At 59.1% G+C, this 25,900-nt stretch carries 18 protein-coding genes and 1 tRNA gene; 7 read left to right on the top strand and 12 right to left on the bottom strand.

The genetic code is table 11. The features are described from left to right. Positions 1-32: 32 nt before the first annotated feature. From ACKUTP_RS07880 to ACKUTP_RS07835, 10 genes are all read right to left on the bottom strand, one after another. Positions 33-1,106 (bottom strand): Coenzyme F420 hydrogenase/dehydrogenase, beta subunit C-terminal domain, encoded by a 1,074-nt coding sequence (locus ACKUTP_RS07880; RefSeq protein ID WP_070100765.1) that lies wholly within the window; start codon positions 1,104-1,106, stop codon positions 33-35. A gap of 58 nt (positions 1,107-1,164) precedes the next feature. Beyond that, positions 1,165-2,268: a polysaccharide pyruvyl transferase family protein gene (locus ACKUTP_RS07875; RefSeq protein ID WP_035138275.1), complete on the bottom strand. Its 1,104-nt coding sequence runs from the start codon at positions 2,266-2,268 to the stop codon at positions 1,165-1,167. A 72-nt stretch (positions 2,269-2,340) separates the two neighbouring features. Further along, a complete protein-coding gene (locus ACKUTP_RS07870; RefSeq protein ID WP_035138273.1) occupies positions 2,341-3,477 on the bottom strand; it encodes a radical SAM protein in 1,137 nt (378 codons plus the stop codon). Positions 3,478-3,480: 3 nt separating this feature from the next. Beyond that, on the bottom strand, positions 3,481-4,764 hold the full coding sequence (locus ACKUTP_RS07865; RefSeq protein WP_035138272.1) for a glycosyltransferase family 4 protein: 1,284 nt from the start codon (positions 4,762-4,764) through the stop codon (positions 3,481-3,483). After that, complete coding sequence (locus ACKUTP_RS07860; protein ID WP_409064014.1) at positions 4,764-5,867, bottom strand: glycosyltransferase family 4 protein; 1,104 nt, start codon at positions 5,865-5,867, stop codon at positions 4,764-4,766. The genes ACKUTP_RS07865 and ACKUTP_RS07860 overlap by 1 nt, the downstream gene beginning before the upstream one ends. 1 nt (position 5,868) lies before the next feature. Beyond that, complete coding sequence (locus ACKUTP_RS07855) at positions 5,869-6,663, bottom strand: sugar transferase (protein WP_409064013.1); 795 nt, start codon at positions 6,661-6,663, stop codon at positions 5,869-5,871. 54 nt (positions 6,664-6,717) lie between these two features. After that, positions 6,718-7,269, bottom strand: a complete 552-nt coding sequence (gene loaP, locus ACKUTP_RS07850; RefSeq protein ID WP_409064012.1) for an antiterminator LoaP — start codon at positions 7,267-7,269, stop codon at positions 6,718-6,720. A 785-nt stretch (positions 7,270-8,054) separates the two neighbouring features. Then, positions 8,055-8,130 (bottom strand) — tRNA-Ala (locus tag ACKUTP_RS07845). Positions 8,131-8,199: 69 nt separating this feature from the next. Then, on the bottom strand, positions 8,200-8,841 hold the full coding sequence (locus tag ACKUTP_RS07840) for a thiamine diphosphokinase (protein ID WP_409064011.1): 642 nt from the start codon (positions 8,839-8,841) through the stop codon (positions 8,200-8,202). Positions 8,842-8,850: 9 nt separating this feature from the next. After that, entirely contained in the window at positions 8,851-9,540 is a 690-nt protein-coding gene (locus tag ACKUTP_RS07835; protein ID WP_409064010.1) for an HAD family hydrolase, read from the bottom strand. Between the two features lie 331 nt (positions 9,541-9,871). Between ACKUTP_RS07835 and glgB the strand changes: the two genes are divergently transcribed. From glgB to ACKUTP_RS07800, 7 genes are all read left to right on the top strand, one after another. After that, positions 9,872-12,133, top strand: a complete 2,262-nt coding sequence (gene glgB, locus ACKUTP_RS07830) for a 1,4-alpha-glucan branching protein GlgB (protein WP_409064228.1) — start codon at positions 9,872-9,874, stop codon at positions 12,131-12,133. A gap of 94 nt (positions 12,134-12,227) precedes the next feature. Next, positions 12,228-14,654 carry a glycogen/starch/alpha-glucan phosphorylase gene (locus tag ACKUTP_RS07825; protein WP_409064009.1) on the top strand — a complete coding sequence of 809 codons (2,427 nt, stop codon included), beginning with the start codon at positions 12,228-12,230 and terminating at the stop codon, positions 14,652-14,654. A gap of 108 nt (positions 14,655-14,762) precedes the next feature. Then, entirely contained in the window at positions 14,763-15,911 is a 1,149-nt protein-coding gene (locus ACKUTP_RS07820) for a glucose-1-phosphate adenylyltransferase (protein ID WP_006233920.1), read from the top strand. Positions 15,912-15,915: 4 nt separating this feature from the next. Then, positions 15,916-17,043 (top strand): glucose-1-phosphate adenylyltransferase subunit GlgD, encoded by a 1,128-nt coding sequence (glgD, locus tag ACKUTP_RS07815; RefSeq protein WP_161115682.1) that lies wholly within the window; start codon positions 15,916-15,918, stop codon positions 17,041-17,043. Between the two features lie 90 nt (positions 17,044-17,133). Further along, positions 17,134-19,458, top strand: a complete 2,325-nt coding sequence (gene glgA / locus ACKUTP_RS07810; protein ID WP_409064008.1) for a glycogen synthase GlgA — start codon at positions 17,134-17,136, stop codon at positions 19,456-19,458. Between the two features lie 218 nt (positions 19,459-19,676). After that, positions 19,677-22,973: a 4-alpha-glucanotransferase gene (locus tag ACKUTP_RS07805; RefSeq protein WP_409064007.1), complete on the top strand. Its 3,297-nt coding sequence runs from the start codon at positions 19,677-19,679 to the stop codon at positions 22,971-22,973. Between the two features lie 88 nt (positions 22,974-23,061). Next, positions 23,062-23,298 carry an FmdB family zinc ribbon protein gene (locus ACKUTP_RS07800; protein WP_148331383.1) on the top strand — a complete coding sequence of 79 codons (237 nt, stop codon included), beginning with the start codon at positions 23,062-23,064 and terminating at the stop codon, positions 23,296-23,298. Positions 23,299-23,438: 140 nt separating this feature from the next. On the opposite strand, the gene ACKUTP_RS07795 is transcribed toward ACKUTP_RS07800, so the two are convergent. Both ACKUTP_RS07795 and fmt read right to left on the bottom strand, forming a co-directional pair. Next, positions 23,439-24,839: a transcription antitermination factor NusB gene (locus ACKUTP_RS07795; protein WP_338324410.1), complete on the bottom strand. Its 1,401-nt coding sequence runs from the start codon at positions 24,837-24,839 to the stop codon at positions 23,439-23,441. Beyond that, the gene (fmt, locus tag ACKUTP_RS07790) at positions 24,836-25,756 is read right to left on the bottom strand and encodes a methionyl-tRNA formyltransferase (protein WP_409064006.1); all 921 of its coding nucleotides are present in this window, start codon (positions 25,754-25,756) and stop codon (positions 24,836-24,838) included. Before fmt ends, ACKUTP_RS07795 begins: the two co-directional genes overlap by 4 nt. Between the last annotated feature and the right edge of the window lie 144 nt (positions 25,757-25,900).

Genomic DNA, 25,900 nt, shown 5'->3' with positions numbered 1-25,900 from the left:
CATTAATGCCTAAAGCAAACGCTCTCGATGTGTTAACCCCTGAGCAAACCCAGTGCAAGCAGTATATCCTTGACCAAGTACTTGGCGCAGTCTTTTGGCCTCGCCCTGAGAACGAGTCGGTTAACCCGTACCCCGTTACGAAAGCCGTCCATAAAGGTATTTCTTTCTATAGGCTTCGTCGAAGGACGTTGAAGCTGTTCATTGTTGGCCACAGCTAGACCAGGATCAACCGGCAAAAGCTCAAGGTCCGTCATTTCTAACAGTTCTCGACCCTTGTCTGTCTGCACAAGTGCGAGGGATATCCCGTTCGCGACCTCATCAGAAAGCTCGCTACCCCATGAATCGCCAAGCGTAATATCGGAGACACGATCACCCTTGGCGTAGCGGCAGGAGTAGCAGCCTTCCGTATACGGTAAACCCGAGAGGAAAGCAATCGAGTAGCGATCGCGGACACCCGTCCTACCCACAGTTTCAGCTCCGCGATAGCGGAGCTGAAACTGGACTTTCTTTCGAAAGTCCAGTATCAGCTCATTAGACAGGTTGTTACCTGTCTCTTCCAAGAATCGGCTCAGGACCTTGGGGGACGGTGAACCATGACAGATAAGGTCGATGGTGTAAAGGGAATCGGCTAAACGGCTTCCAACGAAGTTACGCATCGCAGCAACCTGACAAGGAAGACCGATAAAGAGAACCCTTTGACCACCTTGCAGGGCCTCCCTAACCTCGCGGTACGCACCAAGCGGATTGCTTTTGACGTATTTGGAGCCTTGGGCCCTCCTCAAGTAATCCGCATCAGAAGTGAGGTGGAACCGGAACTCACCGCCCTCCTGTGCACATGAACACACTAATCCATTTGACGCCACAAACGCCTCCGAGATGGCCGTAGCCAGACCCCCGGACGAAGATGACATTCTGAGCGATGTATCTTTCGCCCACCCCTGTAGCCACTCGAGAGGACGCAACGAAGATGGGGATACCATCTGGGGACACGTTTTCTCGCACAGTCCACATCCCACGCACCTTGTAGGATCAATACGGGCGTTATACGCCTCAATCGTATCCTCAATGGCAATCGCTCCATGTCGGCATGAATCGACGCAGGCCATACAGCCAGCGCACATATCCTTCTTGCATACCGTCCTAGTGCCAACGTTTGACAATGCCCTACTCCTCAATCATGCTCTTGAGCTGCGCTAGCGACTTCTCCCTCTCCGCACCCATCACGTCGTTGACCCGACCAAAGTCAATCTGCTTGGATGCTAACTCGACATCATCTAGATTCTGAAGCACTCTGTCCGTGAGGTCCGTGAGTCGCAGAATACTCACGTTCCTGCTCGAGGTTCCGTTCTTGGGCAGCACTTCTACCAGCGGCGTATTGAGATTTATGGCAAAAGCCGTACCGTGGAACGAGTCCGTGACTAGGCATGCTGCGTTGTCGACATACGACAGAAACTCAGCAAGCGTCGGCAGCCACTTGAACTTGCCCTCGCGTGAGGCCTGGTGCAGGCTTGCGGAGATCCGTATCAGGGGCAAGCCAAGCTTTTTGGCAACCTTCACGGCGTACTGCCCCACCGTCGGGTCGCTGTGAATCTGGTAGACGAGGATGTATTCGCCCTTCGGGGCAGGTGCCGCCATCCTTCTCCACGCCTCGCCATCAAGCAGCAGCGTGGGATCGACAACCTGTCCGGCCTCTATGCCCCACGAGGCAAGCTGCTCGCGCGCGGCATCCTCGCGTACGAACACGGCCTCATATGCTCGAAGGTCCTCGAGAAACCTGGGGCGCACGCTATCCGGGATATTCTTCTTACCAAAGCTTGCCGCATATGAGATGCGCCTTGCGCCCTCGGGAGCAAACTCAAGCGCGTATGACAGGTCGTATGCGCCCGAGCTGATGGGACCCCACACCTGATCGCTTCCAGTCATATAGACATCGGCCTTGGGCGGATTAGCCTTCAGCTCCTCCAGGGATGCATAGTGAGGGCTCATCTTAAGCAGCTGGGAACGCTCACGCGCAAACCGCTTGCCCGCCACCCTTGTCTCAGGCTCCATCAGAAGTCTGTAGACAGACTTCTTCAACGGGTTCCCGTTCCAGGACGGCTTTGTCGAAAGAAGCGTCCTCACCTGCTGGGATACGTCCTCACAAGCAGGTACATAGTCCATAATCTCGAACTCATGCCCCAAGCTCTCTACCGCTCGTTGTGTCGCATATGCCTGGAGCAGGGAGCCATAATTAGAGATTGCGTGCCTGGTTATGCAGGATACTTTCACGTGTTTCCTCCGATTGATATCGAGCAACCGCTATTTCTGAATTTTTGCATTCGATTTTTCCACCCGGCTGCACTACAGCGCCTCCTCAGTCTCGTACACGTGCGCGTCGGCTCGGCTTGCGTCGGAAAGGCCGTCGTTGATCGCGGCGTGCATGTCGCAGGTGGAAAGAGCGTCCAGCTCCTCCTTCGTCACCTTGCCCGACTCGTAGTCGCGCACGATGGGGAGCTCGTGCATGTCGAACTTCTTGCCGGGCTTGAGCTTGTGCGCCAGCACCCACGACGCGGGTTTCCAGATGTACTTGTGCATGGCAGGAGACACGGAGCCGATCATCCAGCAGTTGCGGTCGCAGTGGCGCACGCAGCCGCGCACTTTCTCGGCCTGGGCGCTCTCCCACAGCTCATCCCAAGACTCGTCGTTAAGGTTGCCCATAACGAGCTTCTCCTTGGTGCCGTTGCAGGGCATGACGTCGCCGTAGGGGTCGATGAAGAACGTGTCGAACGCCATATCGCACGGGAGCAGGCGCTTCTGCCCATAGATGTAGTTGATGAGGCCCATGTTGAAGTACGCGCGGAACCACTTCTTGGGCTCGTTGGACTTGAGGAGCTCGTTTACCAGGTCCTCGAAGTTCTGGGCCACCATGGGACGGTCCTTGATGATGTTCTTCGCCTCGACAAAGTAGAAGCTGTTGTGCAGACTGGCGGTGGCGAACTCCATGCCGAGCTCGTCGGAAAGCTTGTACAGCGGCACCAAGTCCGCAGCGTTGCGATCCTGCACCGTCATGCCAAAGCCCACGTCCGGGTGCTTCATTTCCACGAGCTTCTTGAGCGTCTCGTAGCCGCGGTTGAAGCCGTTCTGGAGACCGCGGATCTCATCGTTGGTCTGCTGCAGACCCTCGATGGAGATGCGGATTCCCACCTGGGGGAATTCCTCGGCAAGGGCGATGATGCGGTCGGTGAAGAAGCCGTTGGTGGAGATGACGATGCGGTCGGACTTCTTGTACAGCTCGCGCACGATATCCGCAAGGTCGGTCCTGATGAAGGGCTCGCCACCGGTGATGTTGGTGAAGTACATGCGCGGGAGCTTCTTGATCACGTCGAGGGAGAGCTCCTCCTCCGGACGGCTGGGAGCCTTGTAGCGGTTGCACATGGTGCAGCGCGCGTTGCAGCGGTACGTTACGATTACGGTTCCGTTGAGTTTCTTCTCGGCCATGGGTTAGGCCACCACCTTCCGGTCAATTAGTTCTTGATACAGGGAGACGAGATTCCGGATGTATTCCTCTTGATTACAGTTCTCTGCCACGAATGAACGGCAATGCGCGCTCATCGCGGCGTAAGCCGCAGGATCGGCGGCCACCGCCGCACCCCTACGGATTGCATCTGCGAGTCCTGCCTCATCGTGGGCTTCAGCCAGGAAGCCCGTTTCACCCTCACGTACCAGCTCGGGTATTCCGCCCATGTTCGTACCGATAACGGGCTTGCCCGCGGCGAGTGCCTCGAGAACCGCATATGGCGCGTTCTCGAGCCACTCTGACGGCGCAGCCGCCAGAGTGGCTCGATTCACAAGTCCGCGCAGGGCGTCACCGGTTTTATATCCAACCAGCTCAATCCTCGAGCTTATTTCGTTTGGCATTGCGGAAACTTTGACCTTCACAGCATCACATTCAGGGCCATCGCCTGCAATAACAAGACGCCAATCAGGGATCACCGGTGCCGCCTTCTCAAAAGCATGCACGAGCGTTAACACGCCTTTCTCGCGAGAAAGGCGTCCCAGATACAGCATGTAGGGATCTTCATTATTTTGGTTGGCAACTTCCCGTGACATCGAATCGGGATTCAGGAAATTCCGCATGAGGACAAGCTGACGCTCGGGAAGCCCCGCTTCAATAAACTTGTTCCGCATGAACTCACTCGGGCAGATGATGCGATCGAGACGTGAATAGGTTTTGTGCCGTTTAAGCCACTCCGCCTCAGCCACCGCTAACGCGCTTTTTGCGATCGAACCCTTTACGCACTTCTTCTTAAGGCAATTGCCAAAATGACCCCCGAGACACGAATCGCAAACGTTGCCCTCGGAATCAAGCATAAGATAGCTCGGGCAAGCAAGAATCAAGTCGTGCGAGGTATACACAACCGGCGTTGGATGCTGCTTTAGCCAAGGAGCGTCCAAGATGGAAAACGTAATCTGCCTATGAGTGAGATTGAGATGGATTACATCGGGCTGGAATTCACGGCACAGCGCATCGAACTTCTCGCGCGCCTCTTTGGAATACACAAGTGCCTGCGCGGCCTTCGCCTTATCGACAATAGAGCTCGGTCCGTTATAGTCGCGATTCGTTACAAAGTAACGCGACCACTCAGTCGGCTCATTACGCTCATCCTCCATGCTGAAGAAGGCAACTTCATGCCCAAGAGCGCGAAGACCATCGGCAAGAGCAAAGTAGTACGTCTCGCTTCCACCCTTGCGCCAATGAAACTTATTTACAAGAAGGATCTTCATTACGCAACACCCTCATACAAAGCAAGCGTCCTTTGGACGACGCTGTTCCAGTCATAGCCATTAATCGCGCGGTCACGTGCCATGGCGCCCAGCCTCTCCGCTTGGGCAGAATCCGCTATCAGGCCTTCAAGCACGTCGCGCAGCGCCCCCGCGTCTCCGTGTGGGAACGTGAGCCCGCAACCCTGCAGAACATCCGCGCACTCGGGAATATCCGAGGTAACGCATGCCGCACCGTGAGACATGGCCTCCAGCAAGCTCATGGGCAGGCCCTCAACGTCGGAGGGGAGCGCGTAGCAATACGCGTTGGAGTACAGCTCGGAGAGCAGGTTGCCCTCAACGTGGCCGGTAAAGAGCGCGCGGGGGTCGGACGCGGCAGCCTCTTTGAGCGCCACGGCGTAGTCGTCCGTATCGGAGGAGTCGCCCGCGATAACCAGGCGCTTATCCGTCTTTACCTGCTTGTACGCCTCCACCAACAGTTCCGGTCGCTTCTCGGGCACAATGCGACCGAGGTAGAGGACATAGGAGCCCTGGGTGAGCCCCAAGCGCTCGGAGATCTCCTTCGCGGGAAGATCCGCCTCGGGAGTGATGCCGTTGGGAATGAGCGTAGCCTCGCGGCCGTAAGCCTCCTTGAAGTACTCCTGATTGCCCCGGGAAAGCACGATGAGCGCATCCGCGTACTTGGCCGCCGTCGCCTCGCCGAACTTGATGTACTTGGAAGCCAAGCCGCCCCATTTTGCACGCTGCCAGTCCAGGCCGTGGATCGTTGCCACGGTCCTGATGTCCGCGGAACGCGCAAAACGAAGGGGGACGCACGGCCCCTCTGCGTGATAGTGAATTACGTCTGCCCCGTCTTTGATGGCGGCCCTTGTTGCGGCAAAGCTGCTCGTGAGCGCAGAGAGCCCCTTGATGTCCAGAGCCTTTACGGGAACGATGCGGTAGCCATCCTTCTCGTAGGGCTCGGAAGGAGCTCCTTCGCCCATACGGTCGTAGCAGGTTACTTGGTGACCAAGGTCTGCCATACGGCGAGCAAGCTCGCCTACCACCACTTCTACGCCGCCCTCGCGCGAACCCGTTCTCTTTTGGCCTATCATGGCGATGCGCATGCTACACGGCACCTTCCCCAGAGAACATCGTCTTCAGCGTGCCGAATATCAACCGCAGGTCCTGGCGCAGGCTGCGATTCTCTATATAGTGAAGATCCAGCTCAACCATTTCGTTGAAGCCCAGGTGGCTGCGGCCCATTACCTGCCAAGGACCGCTGCAGCCGGGTTTTACCGCCAGGCGCTTCATGTCGTGCTCGCTGTACAGGGCAACCTCGCGCGGCAGGCCGGGGCGCGGGCCAATGAGGTTCATTTGGCCCAAGAACACGTTGATGAGCTGGGGCAGCTCGTCGATGCTGTGCTTGCGAATGAAGTTACCCACACCGGGAATAATGCGCGGGTCGTGCTTCATTTTAAACATGGGGCCAGTGGCCTCGTTTTGGGCCTGCAAGTCCTTGAGCATTTGGTCTGCGTTGGGCACCATGCTGCGGAACTTATAGATCTTAAACAGGTAGAATGTGCCGTCTTTGCGCACGCGGCCCACGCGCCACTGCGAATAAAGGGGGCTGGCGCCCGGGCTCTTAATGCAAATGACCATGCTCAGAATTACCCCGGGTATAAAGAGCAATACCAAGGCTCCGCCGGCGGCGACAATGTCCACCGTACGCTTAACAACGCGGTAGAGTCTGCGCCCAAGCTCGGGCTTCACGCCGGAGTTCGCACCGCGCAGCATCTCGGTGGCCACTTCGTTTGTAAGGTAATCCCCCGCAGCACCCGCTGCGGCAGGAACGGAGTTCGCCATGGCAGCGGCGCACGTCTCCCGTGCACCCTGCTCCATGGTCATTATCGTAGTCTCCAAGAGCCCCTCCCTCGATACTTTTTTGCTTTCGGTCGTCCGCTTGCGAGCTTGCAGCTAGGCGATCGCTTTTCTGTGATTGCGCATGACGCGCTGTTCGTTTGAAAGCACCGCAAGGCCAACGCGGGTAGTTATGCGTCGGCCGCACAGGTTGAGCTCCAAAAGGGCAGTGCTCTTGCGTCTGTTAATGGTTTTGATAAGGCCTTCGTGGCCCAGCAGCGGACCTGCCGTCACTACGACCTTGTCACCGTCTTTTAGGGCCTCGCTCATGGGCACAACGCGGTCTCCCCTATGCGTAAAGCCACCAATAAGCTGGACCTCTTCTTTTGCCAGCGGCACAAACTGACCGTCCTGGGATAACACCCTGGCAAAGTCATCCATGCGCAGCAGATACTGTTGCACGGTACGGGGATCTGCCGTATCGCAGATAAGATAACCGGGAAAGAGCGGCTTGGTCGTATTGACCCATTCGCCGTGTACCTTGATCTCGGTCTGAAATTGGGGATAAAAGAGCTCCTGCATGGCGCTAGCCGGCAGCATGCGCTCGATGCGCTCGCGCATTACGTCTTCGCGACCGTTAATGACCTGGATCACATACCACACGAGCACCACCCCCTTTCTGTCTTACGTGTGGCTCACGGGGTTTGGGTATGGCTTCGCCAGGGCGCTTGTGCGCGAAGGCGCTCCATATTCAAACCCTGAGCCCAGTTAGTCAAGCACGTGGCTCTGCCTCACCGTGAACGGTATGTATAACTGCAGTGGCTAGAGACGCGGACGTGTATCGCAAAATGACCGCGACTCCAGCTAGCTGCGTGCGGCCCAGTCAAGCGGGTACAAAACTGGACCACACGCAAACAGCTGTAAGACTGCTGCAATTAGTCATGAAATATCGATTCGAAAGAACAGCTTGCACACACAAAACAAAGTCATTCGATGCGATACGCATGACGACGCTATTGGAGCTCGTGGTTTTTCTGGCACCGCCGTTACGGCCGGATGCTGATCGACCCTGCGCTTTGCGGCTTGCTGGAGCCGTGGGCACAGTTGAACCCATGTAACGATAGATATCCTAGCACAAGGTCGCTAGAAACCTATTTAGGCCGCGCGCGACAACATATCGTTCATTTGCAGTGATTAAGGGGGTAATTTTGCAAACTTGTTCACATTAACGCAGGTTTATGCGGGTGTAGCTGTTGGCACGCACCGCCCGAGCTGCAAAGCTGACGACGTGAAATGCAAAATGGAATTATGTTGGGTTAACAAACTATGTATAGAAGTGGGAAATAAATTGCGCAACTTTTTTGGGTGTGGATGTTGGTGTGGCGTCAATTTGATTTGTGCAGTTGCTGCATATGAAAAAAGCCTCCGGTTTCCCGGAGGCTTTGCATTCACGGTGGTGGAGACGAGGGGAATCGAACCCCTGACCTCTTGACTGCCAGTCAAGCGCTCTCCCAGCTGAGCTACGCCCCCGTGACGGGAAGATACTATAGGGGAAGTTGGCGCGACGTGCAAGGACTTTTTTGGTCAGACTCTAAATGCCTAATGATATAGGTAAGCGATGGCAGTGCCGGTGTGGACTCGGATCGTGGCTGTTGACCTGACGACGTTGCTAATGCCCGTGTCGGCCAACAAACCCAGGGAGCTGTGATCTAGTTCCCACTCTAGGCCGTGCTCGCTAACCTCGGTGTTGGGGGCGATTGCGATTATGGAAAACGTCTTGCCTTCGGCACCTTCGATGGCCCAGGATTCGCCTCCGTGCAGGATACGGGCCGTGATCTCGTCTTCGGCAATCCAGACTGGGGCGTCATCGTAGCCCGCGAGCAGCCCCAGTACGGAAAGCGCCATATCCGGACGTCCGCCGGCGGCGCAGGTCGCAACCACTTCAGCACCCGGCCAGCGACGGCGGACGGAATCTAGCGCCAGCGCCAGATCGGTGCAGTCCTTGTAGGGGTCGTGGCGCTCAACTTTAAAATCGGTGGCGGCATCGACTAGCGCGCGACCCGCGTCGCTCACCGTGTCGGCATCCCCCACATACACGTCGCAGCCCAGTCCCGCACCCAGCAGCGCATCGAGTCCGCGGTCCACGGCGACAACGTGGTCGCACTCCCCTGCTAGCCTACGTAACAGATCCGCGCTCGCCACCACGGGTGAGCCGCAGACCACTAATACCTTGCAACCCACAGCCCTCGCCTATCCCTCAAACGCCAGCACGCGGGCGAGATCCAGGTCCTCATAGCTGTCGATAAAGATATCGCAGTTGGCACGCACGTCGTCGCGCTTCATGCGGCCGTGTGGGTCATAGATGCCCACGCGCTTAAAGCCGGCGACCCCAGAGCTCTTTAGACCAAAGACGGCGTCCTCAAACACCCAAGCGCGCTCAAACTTGTGCCCATGGCGCTCCTCCAGGCGACGCAGCGCCAGCTCGTACACATCGGGGAACTGTTTAGAGCGTCCCGCCTCGCCCGTCGTGGTAACAAACTCCATGTAAGCGTCGAGCCCGGCACCAGCGAGCGCGGACTGCACCAGCTCGGCCGGCGTAGACGTGGCCACGCACATGGCAATGCCCGCCGCCTTTGCCTGCTCCAAAAATGCCAGGAGTCCCTCGCGCGGCGGCACCTTGGAGTACCCATCAATCAGAATATTGCTCAGCTCGCGATACAGCTCCTCGCCACCTGTGCCAATGCCCCATGTGTCGTGGTAGGCCTGGCACTCATCCTCCAGCGACAGGTGCTCAAATTGGGCAAAGTCATCCACGGTCACGTCAATCCCGTGACGGTGCAATAACTCGGGCTGGGCATAGGCCCAAACGGGGGTGCTATTAACCAATGTGCCGTCGCAATCGAAAATAATAGCAACCTTGGGAGCGGCGGTATGGGACATAAACGAACCTTTCAATGTCAAATGGTAAACAACCTGCTAAAAACGTTTTACCAAACGTCAGGCTAACAATTTTGAAACCCTAATTGGTAAAACTGTCAAGAGTTTTACCACGGTAATTCTGCCAGTGGTATAAACATGTCGCTTACCGATTAAACGTCCTCGCAAATCCGCTTTCATCCATAAAACTAACGCACAGGTGTTATCGTAGTTTCTGCCGAAAGTTCCACCGAGCACGCGAGGTGGAACGAATCACAGAAACTTTGCCGTCCCTTCGATTCGTGCAGCCTTGGACCTTTCGCATCTAGTCACCAAGGCAACACGCTGCCGTGTCATGATGGGATCAAACGTGAGCGATACAAAGCTAAAGCCAACGGCTAAAAAGCCCGCTACCCGTAAAGCCGCCCCGCACGCACCGGAACTCTCCAAGGACGATGTCTATCTGTTTGGCATTGGTATGTGGGAGCGCAGCTGGGAAAAGATGGGCGCGCATCCCGACACTCAGAATCGTACGCGCGGGTGGCGTTTTTGCGTTTGGGCGCCCGATGTTAAGAGCGTCCACGTTATCGGTGAATTCAACAATTGGGATGAGCAAGCCAACCCGCTGGTGCCCGTGCATACGAGCGCTATCTGGGAGGGCTTTATTCCCGGTGCCGAGCAGGGCCAGCTCTATAAATACCTCATCGAGACCAACGAGGGCGAAAAGCTCTATAAGGCCGATCCGTATGCCTTTAAGGCCGAGTGCCCTCCGGGTACCGCCAGCGTGTTGTGGACCCTCGATGGTTACAAGTGGAACGATGCCACGTGGCTCAAGCGCCGCGCCGAACACAATCACATGTCGCAGCCGCTCAACATCTACGAGGTGCATATTGGCTCGTGGAAGCGCCACGGCGACGCGCCGCAGGGCGAGCCCGACGAGTACGGCAACTATCCCGGCCCCATGGATCCCTTCCCCGCGCAGCGTGGCGAGTTCTACACCTACGACGACCTGTCGGTGGAGCTCGTGGACTACGTGCGCGACATGGGCTATACGCATATCGAGGTCATGCCGCTTATGGAGCATCCCTTCGATGGCTCCTGGGGCTACCAGACGACCGGCTACTATGCCGCCACGTCGCGCTACGGCAACCCGCAGCAGCTCATGCACTTTATCGACGCTTGCCACGAGGCGGGCATTGGCGTGATCATGGACTGGGTGCCCGGCGGTTTTTGCGCCGACTCCCACGGCCTTGCCACCTTTAACGGCCACATGCTGTTTGAGCACGAGATTCACCCCAACTGGGGCACGCACAAGTTTGACTTCGCCCGCGGCGAGGTCCGCTCCTTCCTGGTCTCTAACGTGCTGTACTGGCTCGAGAACTTCCACGTGGACGGCATTCGCATGGACGGCGTGTCCAGCATGCTCTACCTCAACTTTGGCATTGACGATCCCGGCCAAAAGAAGTTCAACAAGTACGGTACCGAGGAGGACCTGGACGCCAGCGCATTTATCCGTCAGGTCAACTGCGCCGTGGAGGCACACTACCCCGACGTGATGATGATGGCCGAGGAATCCACCGCGTGGCCGCTCGTGACCTATCCGCCGCAGGACGGCGGTCTGGGCTTCCACTACAAGTGGGACATGGGCTGGATGAACGACACCCTGCACTACATGCAGACCGATTTTCCGTGGCGCCCCGGCAACCACGGCCTGCTCACGTTCTCCATCATGTACGCCTTTACCGAGAACTTCATCTGCCCGCTGAGCCACGACGAAGTCGTGCACGGCAAGTGCTCGCTCATCGGCCGCATGCCGGGTGACTGGTGGCGCCAGTTTGCCGGCCTGCGCACGCTGGCCTTCTACCAGATGACGCACCCCGGTGCCAAGCTCAACTTTATGGGCAACGAGATCGGTCAGTTTATCGAGTGGCGCTACTACGAGTCCATTCAGTGGTTCCTGACCGAGGAGTACGAGACCCACCGTCATCATCAGGCGTTTATCAAGGCGCTCAACCACCTGTACACCGCCGAGCCCGCCCTGTATGAGCGCGGATACACCGACGACGGCTTTACCTGGATCGATGCGGACAACTCGAAGCAGTCCATCGTGAGCTTTGTGCGCCAGGGCGAGGACGTCGACGACGACCTGGTGATCCTGATCAACTTTGACCCGGCGAGCTACGAGAGCTTCCGCGTGGGCGTGCCGCGCGAGGGCGACTGGGAGGTCATCTTCGATTCTGACCGTCCCGAGTTTGGCGGCAGCGGCTACGCCGGCGAGGAGCCCTACACCTGCTCGAGCGAGCCCTATCCCTGGAACGGGCAGATGGACTCCATCGAAATTAAGGTGCCCGGCCTGGCAGGCGTGGTGCTTAAGCGCCGCGGTCCCAGCAGCTATAAGCCGCCCGTGGTTAAAGAGCCCAAGAAGGCGACGCGCAAGCGGACGTCCTCGGTAAAGCCCAAGACCGCGGCTGCTAAGAAGGCTCCGGCTAAGACGAAGGCTGCCAAGTCTGCTGCCAAGGCTTCGGCCAAGTCCAGCACGGCCAAAAAGGCAGCCACTAAAAAGGCTGCTCCCAAGGCCAAGGCAGCTGCTGTTAAGCCATCTGCCAAGGATGCGTAACAAAAGCGTTACAGCTGTAATTACCCGCCCCGCGGGGGCGTAGGATACAAGTCATAACCGTTCCGGGAGAAACATCCCCGGGGGAAAGGAACGTATGAATAAGATCTTCGACAACAAGCAGGAGTTTACCGAGCTCTATCGCGATGCCGTCATGAGCATCAGCGGCAAGAGCGTCGAGGCTGCCAGCGATCTGGACCGCTTTAACGCCCTGGCCAAGCTCGTGGCCGAGAAGGCACGCACCGTTGCCACCAAGAGCGACGCCCGCGTCACCGCCGAGGGCAAGAAGCGCGTGTACTACTTCTCGATCGAGTTTTTGATCGGCCGCCTGCTCGACAACTACCTGCTCAACTTTGGCGTGCGCGACATGGTCGCCGAAGCGCTCGACGACATGGGTTTTGACCTGTCCGTCATCGAGAACCAGGAGCCCGATCCGGCGCTGGGCAACGGTGGCCTGGGCCGTCTGGCCGCGTGCTTCCTGGATTCCATGGCAGCCGAGGGCATCGCCGGCTACGGCAACGGCATGCGCTACCGCTACGGCCTGTTTAAGCAGGAAATCGTCAACGGCAGCCAGGTCGAGGCCACCGACGAGTGGCTCACCCATGGCTATCCCTGGGAGGTTCGCCGTCAGGACAAGGCCGTGACCATTAAGTTTGGTGGCCACGTCGAAGGCTTTGAGGAGAACGGCCGCACGTTCTACCGCACGGTGGACACGCAGGACATCCTTGCCGTCCCTTATGACATCCCCGTTGTGGGCTATGCCGGCGAGACCGTCAACAAGCTGCGCGTCTGGGCCGCCGAGCCGGTCGAGGAGCACTTTGACCTTGAGGCCTTCAACCGCGGCGACTATGCCCTGGCCGATGCTGAGCGCGCCGAGGCCGAGGCCATCAGCGCCATCCTCTACCCCAACGACGCCGGCGAGCACGGCCGTCTGCTGCGTCTGAAGCAGGAGTACCTGTTTGTTTCGGCCGGCATCTACAGCCTGCTCGACACCTTTGAGAAGGAGCACGGCGAGAACTGGGAGCTGCTGCCGCAGTTTGTGGCCATCCACACCAACGACACGCACCCCGCCATGTGCGGACCCGAGCTCATGCGCATTCTCATCGACGAGAAAAAGCTCGAGTGGGATGACGCTTGGAGCATCGTGACGCAGGTCGTGAGCTACACCAACCACACCATCCTGCCCGAGGCCCTGGAAAAGTGGCCCATCGGCATGTTCTCCAAGCTCCTCCCCCGTGTGTACCAGATCATCGACGAGATCAGCCGTCGTTGGCACGAGTCGTTCGACACCACGCAGGAGGGCTGGCAGGAGCGTCTGCGCCAGACCGCCATCCTGTGGGACGGCGAGATTCGCATGGCCAACCTGTCCGTGATCTGCAGCCACAGCGTCAACGGCGTGGCCAAGATCCACTCCGACATCATCAAGAACATCGTGCTCAAGGACTTCTACGCCCTGACGCCCGAGAAGTTCAACAACAAGACCAACGGCATCTCGCACCGTCGCTTCTTTGCCGAGGCCAACCCCACCTATGCCAAGCTCGTGACCGAGGCCATTGGCGACGGCTGGCTGAAGGACGCCTTTGAGCTGGAGAAGCTCAAGGAGTTTAAGGACGACACCGAGTTCCTGAAGGCCGTGGGTGCCTCCAAGCGCGCCAACAAGGAGCGCCTGGCCGCCTACGTCAAGTCCGAAACCGGTCTGGTCATTGACCCCAACACCGTCTTCGATGTTCAGGTAAAGCGCTTCCATGCCTACAAGCGCCAGCTCATGAACATCATGAAGGTGATGGACATCTACAACCGTCGCATCGCCGATCCCAACTTCCACGTGACGCCGACGACCTTCATCTTTAGCGGCAAGGCTGCCTCCAGCTACACCTTTGCCAAGGAGACCATCCGCCTCATTAACTCCGTGGCCGACGTCATCAACAACGATCCGCGCGTCAACGAGGTCATGAAGGTTTGCTTTATCCCCAACTTCCGCGTGAGCAACGCCCAGCTCATCTACCCCGCCGCCGAGATCTCGGAGCAGATTTCCACGGCCGGCAAGGAGGCCTCGGGCACGTCCAACATGAAGCTCATGATGAACGGCGCCATTACGCTGGGCACCCTCGACGGCGCCAACATCGAGATCGCCGACCTGGCCGGCCGCGAGAACGAGGCCATCTTTGGTCTGACCGCCCCCGAGGTCGAGCAGCTCTGGGCGTCGAATAGCTACTTTGCGTGGGATACCCTCAACGGCGATCGAGAGCGCCTGGGCCGCGTGATGGACGAGCTCAAGGACAACACCTTCGCGGGTCTTTCGGGCAACTTTGAGAGCATCTACAACGAGCTCATGAACAACAACGACCCCGACCTGGTCATGGCAGACTTCCGCAGCTACGTGGATGCATGGGAGAAGCTCACCGGCAGCTATGGCGACCAGGAGACCTGGAACCGCAAGGCTCTGCTCAACACCGCCTCGAGCGGCTGGTTCTCGAGCGACCGAACCATTCGCGAGTACCGCGACGAGATCTGGCACGCGTAAAGGCGCGCGAGCTCCCCTATGCCAGCACGGCATTACTCGACGGGCGTGACGTTGCGCCGCGCCCGTCGCTAATGGGTTTAGGAACATCGATGACAGAAGGAGAAATCGATGAGTAAGAAAGAATGCATCGCGATGCTCCTCGCAGGAGGACAGGGCAGCCGATTGGGGGCACTCACCCAAAAGATCGCTAAGCCGGCGGTTAGCTTTGGTGGCAAGTTCCGCATTATCGACTTTTCGCTGTCCAACTGCTCCAACTCGGGCATCGACACGGTGGGCGTTCTGACGCAGTACCGTCCCTACCTGCTGCATGCCTACGTGGGCTCCGGCGAGGCGTGGGATCTGGACAGCCGTGACGGCGGCGTTTCGATCCTGCCGCCGTACGAGACGCAGACCGGCGGCGCCTGGTATGCGGGCACGGCCGACGCCATTACGCAGAACCTCGACTACATCAAGGCCAACGACCCCAAGTACGTCCTGATTCTTTCGGGCGATCACCTGTATCGCATGGACTACCGCAAGATGCTCAAGACGCACATTGAGAACAACGCCGACCTCACGGTGAGCGTTATGCCCGTGCCTTGGGAGGAGGCCAGCCGCTTTGGCATCCTGACCACCGACCCCGAGGACGGCCGCATCACCAAGTTCACCGAGAAGCCCGATAAGCCCGATTCGAACCTCGCGTCCATGGGCATCTACATCTTCTCGGCCGACGTGCTGATCGAGGCGCTCGAGGAGGACGCTCTGGACCAGCGCTCGAGCCACGACTTTGGCAAGGACATCATCCCCAAGCTGCTCGGCGAGGGCAAGCGCCTGTACAGCTACGAGTTCCACGGCTTTTGGAAGGACGTCGGCACCATCGCCAGCTTCCACGAGACCTCGATGGACCTGCTGGGCAACAACCCCGAGTTCGATCTGTTCGACAAGCACTTCCCCATCATGTCCAACATCACCACGCGTCCGCCGCACTACATTGGTCCGGATGGTCGCCTGGACGACTGCCTGGTCTCCAACGGCTGCAAGATCTACGGCACCGCTCGCCACTCGATCCTTTCGACCGATGTCATCATCGAGGAGCGCGCCGTGGTCGAGGACTCCGTGCTGCTGCCGGGTGCGCACGTTAAGAGCGGCGCACACATCTGCCGCGCTATTTTGGGCGAGAACTCCACGGTCGAAGAGGGCGTGAAGCTCGGCTCTGTCGATACCACCAAGGATACGGCCGTCGTTGGAAATGACGTCGTTATCGGGAAGGGGGAATGATCCGATGATCAATCGCAAGGCCATCGGTTATATCACCGCTAACTACTCTTCGACCTACGGCAGCGTGCTGCTCAAGGACCGCCCCATCGCGTCCGTTCCGTTTTTGGGCCGCTACCGCTTGATCGACTTCCCGCTGTCCAACATGATGAACGCCGGCATCAAGACCGTCGGCGTCGTCATGCCGGGCAACTACCGCTCGCTGATCGACCACGTGGGCTCGGGTAAGGACTGGGGCCTGGACCGCAAGAAGGGCGGCCTGTTCATGGTGCCCGGCAACGCATATGGCACCACCAAGGGCGGCATGCGCTTCCTGCTGCGCGACATCATCTCCAACAAGACGCTGTTCCAGCGCTCGGACAAGCCCTATGTCGTGATGATGGGCACCAACATCATCTTTAACATGGACCTCAACACCATCATCGACGCGCACGAGAACTCCGGTGCCCAGATGACCGTTGTGTACTGCAAGGCCACGCGCAACGTCGATGACGAGACCAAGCTGCAGATCAACGAGAACGGCCGCCTGACGGGCGTGAGCGCCGGCGTCGTGTATGGCGACAACGCCTCTATGGACTGCTGCATCGTCAACCGCGAGACACTGCTCGAGATCATCGACCACTACCAGGCCGCCGACTATCTGGACCTGCTCGAGGCACTCCAGGGCGACTTTGGCAACATCGACGTGTGCAGCTACGAGTACAAGGGCGAGGTCGTGGGCGTGTTTAGCGAGAAGTCGCTGTATCGCCGCAGCATGGACCTGCTCGACCAGACCGTGGCCGACCAGCTCTTTGACCCCGAGCGCCCGATCCTGACCAAGGCTCACGACGTGCCGCCTTCGCGCTACGCCACCGGCAGCCACGCCTGCAACTCGATTATCTCGGCCGGCTGCATCATCAAGGGCACCGTGCGCAACTCGATTCTGTCGCGCGGCGTCGTGGTCGAGGAAGGCGCCTCGGTGACCAACTCGATCATCAACCAGAGCTGCGTCATCAAGAGCGGCGCCCGCGTTGAGAATGCCATCCTGGACAAGAACAACGTGGTTCCCACCAACACCGAGCTTCGCGGCACGCCTGAGAACATCCTGGTGCTGGGAAAGGCCCCGTTAACTTCTGATATCACCAACGCGAGCTAGCTTTGGCACCGCAACATCGCTCGTAACACGTAGAATAGCCGCCCGGTTTGCGCCAGGCGGCTATTCTCGAATAACAACATGGGAGACAATATGGCTGATTCCAGCAAAAAGATGCAGATCGTGTTTGCCTCGGCCGAGTGCGCACCGTTTGTGAAGACCGGTGGCCTGGGCGACGTGGCGGGCTCGCTGCCTGCGGCGCTTGTGCGCGCCGGCGCCGAAGTTATCGTTATGGTACCCAAGTACGCCACCATCAAGGACGAGTACAAGGCGCAAATGGAGCACTTCTCCGACTTTTACGTGAGCCTGGGCTGGCGCAATGAGTACTGCGGACTTGAGAAGCTCGAGCACGACGGCGTCACCTATATGTTCATCGACAACGAGCGCTACTTTGCGCGCGACTATCCGTACGGCTTCTTTGACGACGGCGAGCGTTTTGCGTTCTTCTCCAAGGCCATCACCGAGAGCCTGCAGCACCTGCCGGCCGGCTTTGAGTGCGACATCCTGCACTGCAACGACTGGCAGACCGCGCTGGCGCCCGTGTTTTTGCGCGAGTTCTACCAGGACCTGCCGCTGTACGAGCGCGTCAAGACCGTGTTCTCGATCCACAACGTGGCTTTCCAGGGCCAGTTTAGCGACACCGTAATGGAGGACATCCTGGGCGTAGCGCATATTCCCGCGGCAGCTACGCAGCTGCGCTGCGACGCCTGCAGCATCAACTACATGCTAGGTGCGCTGCACTATGCCGATGCCATCACCACGGTGAGCCCCACCTATGCCAACGAGATCCAGACGCCCGAATTTGGCGAGGGCCTGGACGGCGTGCTGCGCGAGCGTTCGTACGCGCTGCAGGGCATTTTGAACGGCATTGACGTGACGGGCTTTGACCCGGCGACCGATAAGCGCATTGCCGCCAACTACACCGTCGAGGACCGTTCCGGCAAGGCCGTGTGCAAGGCCAAGCTGCAGGAGGAGCTGGGCCTCGAGGTTCGCGACGACCGTCCGCTTATGGTGATGGTCACGCGCCTGACGCGCCAGAAGGGCATGGACCTGGTCATGTACGCGCTCGACCGCATCCTGTCCGGCGGCGTTCAGGTGGCCGTGCTGGGCACCGGCGACCGCGACTACGAGGACGGTCTGCGCTACTTCCAGGACAAGTACCCCGGCACCATGGCCGCGCGCATCGAGTTCGATCCTGCGCTGTCGCAGCGCATGTACGCTGCCGCCGATATGTTCCTGATGCCTTCGAAGTTTGAGCCCTGCGGCCTGTCGCAGATCATCGCCATGCGCTACGGCACCCTGCCCATCGTGCGCGAGACCGGTGGCCTGAAGGACACCGTGCAGCCGTACAACGAGTTTACCGGCGAGGGCACGGGCTTCTCGTTTACCAACTTTAACGGCGATGAGATGGGCGACGCCGTGTTCCGTGCGGCACGCCTGTTCTGGGACAACCGCGATGCCTGGAACAAGCTGGTTACGCAGGCCATGAGCCAGGACTTTAGCTGGACGCGCTCGGCCGACAAGTATCTGGACCTGTACTTCTTTATGCACCCGGAGATTGAGAGGCCGACGGCTGTTGTCGACGAGCCTGAGGCTGTTGCTGAGCCGGTGACCGTTGAGGAGCCCAAGGCCGAGGAGAAGCCGGTTGAGGCTGAGCCCGCAAAGGCCGAGCCTAAGGTGAAGGCTGAGGTTGCTCCTGAGGCAGAGACCGAGGTCAAGCCCGCTGCAAAGCCCGCAGCTAAGAAGACCACGACTCGCAAGACGACGGCCAAGAAGGCTACGACAACCAAGACTGCCGCCACCAAGACCGCCGCAGCAAAGACGACTGCTGCCAAGGCAACGACCACGCGCAAGCGCACGACCGCCGCTGCCAAGAAGGCCGCAGAAGCCGAGGCTGCTCCCGAGGTAAAGGCCGAGGTCGCTGATGCCAAGCCGGCCGCCAAGGCTCCGGTAAAGACCGCTGCCAAGAAGACGACCACGACCAAGACCACGACCGCCAAGAAGGCCACGGCTACGAAGTCGACAACGACCAAGGCCGCTGCGACGAAGGCTGCTGCGAAGACCACTACGAAGGCTGCCGCAAAGCCCGCCGTCAAGGTCGAGGAGGCGGGTGCCGAGCCCAAGGCCGAGGCAAAGCCGGCCGCCAAGACCACCACGCGCAAGCGCGCTACGACGACGGCCAAAAAGGCCACGACCAAGGCCGCTGCTCCCAAGGCAGAGGCTACGGCCGAGGACAAGCCCGCAGTAAAGGCCGAGCCGGCACCGAAGGCCGCTGAGGTCAAGACCGCTCCGAAGGCTACTGCAAAGACCGAGCCCGCCAAGGAGACCCCGGTCTCCCCCGCCGCCGCGACCGAGAAAAAAGCGCCGTCCAAGAAGACGTCCGTCCGCAAGGCAACGGCCACCCGAAAGCGCCGCTAGTCCGCAGACGATCCAAAACCTCAACAAACCATAAGTAAGGGGCGCTCCAACCGGGCGCCCCTTCTCTGTGGATAGTTGGTAAAACGATTTTCTAGGACAACCGTTCGCCGATGGTAAACGGATGTTGTTTATACAGCCTGTGTGTAACATATATACTTATATCCTGTGCGTAAAGCCCATGGCCCGCAGGCCGTGATTCTATTGAACTGGACCGAATTATGAGATTGATTCACAACAGCCGTCTACCGCAGTTTCGCACTCCGTTTGGCGCTGTGACCACTGGAACTTCCGTTTCGCTCTCGGTGATTTTGGAGGATGCCGACCCCAACCAGGCAACGCTTACGCTGCGCACCTGGGTCGATGAGATCGGTGAGTCTCTGTATCCCATGACGCACGAGGGCGACGGCATATTTACCGTAGAGCTTGAGTGCACCGAGCCCTGTCTTATCTGGTACAGCTTTATCTGCAATATCGAGGGTCAGCCCGAGGTCCGTTTGGGCGCACCGCAGGGTCGCACCGGTGGCGAGGGCGTAACTTACAACTACGCCGAGGTCCCGTCCTTCCAGATCACCGTCTACAAGCACCGCAAAGTTCGTCCTGAGTGGTACGAGCGTGGCATGGTCTACCAGATCTTCCCCGACCGCTATGCCCGCGACGAAAACTGGCGCGAGCGCACGCTTACCGAAGTTGAAAAACCGCGCAAAGGAATCCAGCGCCGCATGGTCGAGGACTGGAACGAACCGCCCGAGTACGAGCGTGCCGAAGACGGCTCCATCAAGACCTGGGATTTTTACGGCGGTTCGCTCAAGGGTATCCAAAATGACCTGCCCCGCATTGCCGAGCTAGGCTTTACGGCCATCTACCTCAACCCCATCTTTGAGGCCGCGAGCAACCACCGCTACGACACGGCCGACTACACCAAGATCGACCCGATTCTGGGCACCGAGCAGGACTTTACCGAGCTGTGCGAGGCGGCCGAGAAGCTTGGCATTTCCATCATTCTGGACGGTGTGTTCAACCATACGGGCGACGACTCGATCTACTTTAACCGCTACGGCAATTATCCCGGCGTCGGTGCTTGGCAGAGCGAGGACTCGCCGTGGCGCGATGCATTTTACTTCCATGAGGACGGTTCGTATGACTGCTGGTGGGGCGTGGGCAACATGCCCGCCATCAATGAGAGCTCCGAACTGGTGCGCGAGCGGCTCCTGGGCAAGGACGGCGTGATCCGTAAATGGCTGCGCGCCGGTGCCCATGGCTGGCGACTCGATGTGGCCGACGAGCTTTCCGACGACTTCCTGGCCGAGATCAAAAAGGCCGTGCTCGCCGAGAAGCCCGACGCGCTGCTGCTCGGCGAAGTCTGGGAAGACGCCTCCAACAAGATCAGCTATGGCCACCTGCGCCGCTATCTGCAGGGCTCGGAGCTCGACTCCGCCATGGACTACCCCTTCCGCGACATGGTCATCGGCTTTTTGATGGGCTACAAGAACGCTTACCAGGCAGCCGAGGATATCGAAACCCTGCGCGAGAACTACCCGCGCGAGGCACTGGCCTGCGCGCTCAATCTGCTTTCGAGCCACGACCGTCCGCGTATCATCTCGGTGCTCGGCGGTGGCCCCGACGAGTCGCAGCTGCCCGAGAGCGAGCGCAGCAAATGGCGCCTGGACGATAACTCGATGGGCCTGGCCAAGAGCCGTTTTTGGCTGGCGACGCTCATGCAGATGACCTTCCCGGGTGTACCCTCAATCTATTACGGCGACGAGTACGGCTTGGAGGGCCTTACCGACCCGGGCAACCGCCGCACCCTGCCGACCAAGGACCAACTCCACGACTTCGACACACTGGCCATCGTTAAGAACGCGTCTGCCGTGCGCCGTGCGCTGCCCTTTATGGTCGATGGCGAGATCAAGGCCTTTGCGCTCAACGACGAAGTCTTGGCTTACACACGCACGGGCAAAGACGGCGAGGCCGCGACGGTTATCGTCAACCGCAGCCTGCGCAATTCGCACCGCGTGACGATTCCGGCGCTCGGCGAATGCGCGAGCGACGTGATCAGCGGTCACGAGTGCGAGATCCACAACGGTACCGTCACGCTCGACCTGTACCCGCTGGGCGCTTCGATCATCTATCACCATGCCGAGAAGCGCCTGCAGGAGCCGCTCGATCATGGCGCGGGCGTTGTGTGCCACATCACCTCGGTGCCGACCGATGACGGCAAGCCCGGCACAATCGGTGCGCCCACGCGTCGCTTTATCGACCATCTGGCCGCTATGGGCATGCGCTACTGGCAAGTCCTGCCCGTCAACCCGACGGACTTCTTCCGCTCCCCTTACGCTGGGCCTTCGGCCTTTGCGGGCAATATTGACCTGCTGCCCGAGAGTCACGAGGAGCTGGCCGCCGACTTTGCTGCATGGAAGGCTCACGGCGGCGAGGATGCCGACCCGCTGTACACGGCGTTTAAACATCGCAACGCTGATTGGCTCGAAAAGTACTGCGTCTACATGGCCGTTAAGAAGTACTTTGAGGGCGAGTCGCGCCACGATTGGCCGGCAGATGTAGCGCGCTACAACGAGTATCTAATCGATGACAAGCGCTTCCACGACGAGGCCGAGCTGCAGGCGTACATGCAGTATCGCTTTGACCTTGCCTGGTGCGAGCTCATGAACTATGCGCACAAGAAGGGCATCGAGGTCATCGGCGATATCCCGATGTATGTCTCGGACGATTCGGCCGACGCGTGGAGCGAGCCCGAGAACTTCTGGCTGTCCGATACCGGCAAGGCGATTGAGATTTCGGGCGCGCCGCCCGACAACTTTGCGCCCGAGGGCCAGGTGTGGGGCAACCCCACCTTCCGGTGGGATCGCATGAAGGAGAACGGCTATCGCTGGTGGATGGACCGCCTGCGTCGTGCGTTTTCGCTCTATGACCGCGTGCGCCTGGACCACTTCCTGGGCTTCCACAGCTACTTTAGCATTCCCGCCGGTAAGGCCTGTGCCGACGGCCGCTGGCTGGCAGGCCCGGGCAAGGACCTGTTCCAGACCGCCTATGACGAGCTGGGCCCGCTCAACTTTATCGCCGAGGATCTGGGCTATCTGACGCCCGGCGTTCGCGCCATGGCTTCGACCTGCGGCTTCCCCGGCATGGACGTGCTGGAGTTTAGCGACTACGACGTTCGTTGCGGAATTCACCCCACACCGGGAAAGATCCTGTACACCTCGACGCACGACACCTCGACACTTGCCGGCTGGTGCACGCGCTCCTTTGCAGGCGGCGATGAGCCGAGCGGCATTACATTGGCAAGCGAGCTCATGGGCAATGCCCTGGCAAGCGGTGCACCGCTCGTGATGATGCCGCTGCAGGACGTGCTGGGACTGGGCGACGATGCACGTATGAACGTGCCGGGTGTAGCCACAGGCAACTGGACATGGCAGGCTGACGAGGCCGACGTTGCTGCAGCCGAGGAGAAAACTGCGAAGCTCCTGCGCAACACTCATAGATTCTGGGGCGAAGCGTGATAAAACCCCCGATATAGGGTACAGTTACAGCTGTTTGAATTTTTGCGGGCAGAGCGATCTGCCCGCTTTGTGCTGAAAAGGAAGTATTATGGCGCGCTACGATTACAAGTGCACGAGCTGCGGCAACGTGTTTGAGGTTGAGCACCCCATGTCCGAGACGCCCGAGGTCGTATGCCCTAGCTGCGGTGCCCCGGCATCCAAGACGTTCTCGGCCAGCGGCATTAAGTTCGAAGGCAGCGGTTTCTACAACACCGACCAGCGAAGCGGTGGTTCCAGCACCAACGCCACCAGCGGCTGCTGCGCCAACTGCCCGCATAACCACTAGAAACCAAGCAGCCCCGCGACCGACACCGATCGCGGGGCTATTTCTTTGCGCTAAAGGTGGCTCTATGAGTTGCGGTGAAATAAGGACTGTTTGGCAGTTAGAAGCCGCTATTCAATCCCTATTTCACCGCAACTTAGTAGTTACTTGCGGACCAGTCTGGCGCAGAAGTGGCCGTCGTAGGAGTCGGCGTTTACGGGAACGCTTTGGAAGAGGCCTCGATCGTTCTGGCGTACGGAAACGAGCTTCTTGGCCTGATCGAACTCGGGGAGTTGCAGAATCTGTGCTTCGGAAAGCGGCGCCACGCTAAAGCCGGAACCCTCGGGAGAAGCAAGGAACGCGTCCACCACCTGCGTGTTCTCCTCGTCGAAGACGGAGCACGTCGCATAGATGAGCTCGCCGCCGGCAGCCACGCGCGCGGCGGCTTCCTTGAGCATCGACAGCTGCAGTTTGGGCAGCTCAACCGTCACATCCTTTTCGGTCAGACGCCACGGAATCTCGGGATGACGACGCATGGTTCCGGTGCCCGAGCACGGCGCATCGATAAAGACCGTGTCGAATTTAACCGGCTCGCCAAGCATGGCATCAAACGATGTGAGCACCTCATCAAGCTCGCAGGCATCGCCCGAAACCGTACGAACGCCCTGAATACCGGCCTTATGCAGGCGAGCGAGATTCAGATCGCACTTGCGATCATGCAGATCGAGCGCCGTATGCTGACGTTCATAGCCCGCACGCTTGGCCTGGCACATCATCACATAGGTCTTGGTGCCACGACCGGCACCAATCTCAAGGCAGCTGCCAGGGCGCGTGGCTGCCGTGGCGATAAGCTGCGCGTTGAGATCAGACGCCACCGCGGCAGCACGCTCAAACACACCCGAAGCAACGGTAACCTGGGCATCAACCGGGGCATGGCAGCCCGGGAAGACAGGCGCGACGAGCTGCGAGATATACGGATCGGGCTTGTTCGCAAAGGCGTTCTCATGCAGGGCCAGAGGCGCGGGGGCCAGATTGCCAGCAAAGTTGAGCGCACCCTCTGGGGTATCGAACGAGGCCATAATACGAGCGCAAAGCCAACGCGGCAGACCCATCAGGCGCGACAGACGAACCAAGCGTCGCTCAGACTCATCTACATCGGACGCAGTGGCAAAGTTCTCAACGTTGTCCGCGACCCTATGGTGCACGGCATTGGCCAAACCGGCGGCAGACTTAGCTCCGCTGCGCACCAGCTCAACGCCCTGACTCACCGCAACGCGGCCAGGCGTATGCAGATAGAGCATCTCGAAGGCCGAGATGCGAAGTGCCATGCGAACACGCGGCGCAACCTTTTTAGGCTTATCAAGAAACTGATCGAGCAGCTCGTCCAAAATACCCTGCGTGGCGGCCACACCAAGCGCCAAACGAGCGGCAAAAGCGGAATCGCGCTGGTCAATAGCTTTGGCCGATGCGCGAGAGGACAGCACGTCACGCGCATACATACCGCGGCGATCGGCCTCCATTAGCACATCGAGCGCAAGCTTGCGCGCGGGAGACAACTTACTCACGACAAAACACCCCACGAAAGATCGACGCCCTGCAGACCAGCAGCCCAAGCAGAAGCGGCCATAGCACGCTTGCCATCAGGCTTAACCTCGAGCAACTCAACCGAGCCATCGGAAAGACCCAGGTAAACACACTTGGCCTTAACGAGAACCTGGCCCTCGCCAAGCGACACATCAGCCGGCGCAGCATCGAGGACGCGAACCGACTTGCCGGCAATCACGCAACGGGCGGGTGCGGTATCGGACGAAGCGAGCACATGACGCACGCAATCGAGCGCCGCCATCTGCGGATCCAGACGCATCTCCAGCTTGGAAATCTTGGCTGCATGGGTCACAAGCGACTCATCCTGATCAGTCCACACGGCGGTGCCATCGGCAAGAGAAGGAAGCGTATCGGCAAGCAGCTTGCCGCCAAGCTCACCAAGCTCCATGGTCAGCGCCTCAGCATGCTTACCGGCAACCGACGTGGAAGCCTGAGCACAATAAGCACCAGTATCCACGCCGTGCCCGATGCGCATGATAGAAACGCCAGCAACCTCATCACCAGCAAGAATGGCACGCTGAATGGGAGCAGCGCCACGCCAACGCGGCAGCAGCGAAGCATGAACATTCACGATACCAAGCGGCGCCATATGCAGCACCTCATCAGGCAAAATGCAGCCATAGGCAGCCACACAGAAAATGTCAGCCTGCGCAGCCTGAAGCGCCTCAACAACATCAGGCGTCATACGATTGGCCTCAACAACCGGCAACCCCAACTCAAGCGCCTTGGACTTAACAGGAGAAGGCTCAAGCTTCTTACCACGCCCACGAACAGCATCGGGACGAGTAATTACGAGCGCAATCTCATTCCCAGCCTCAACAAGCGAAGTCAGCGAAGGCACAGCAAAATCAGGCGTACCCATAAACACAATACGCATAAAGAACGTCTCCCCTCAACCACAGCCGAGACGGCTCCAAAGAACAGCAGAAAGCCAAGTACCCAGCCCATCCGCAATAACAATTCAACAAGAACAAATATACCCAAAACCAAAGAAAGAGCCGCAATAAAAGCAGCTCCCTCT

Source organism: Collinsella sp. wc0529 (assembly GCF_046116875.1).
Classification (GTDB): domain Bacteria; phylum Actinomycetota; class Coriobacteriia; order Coriobacteriales; family Coriobacteriaceae; genus Collinsella.
This window is presented reverse-complemented; position numbering and strand designations above follow the sequence as displayed.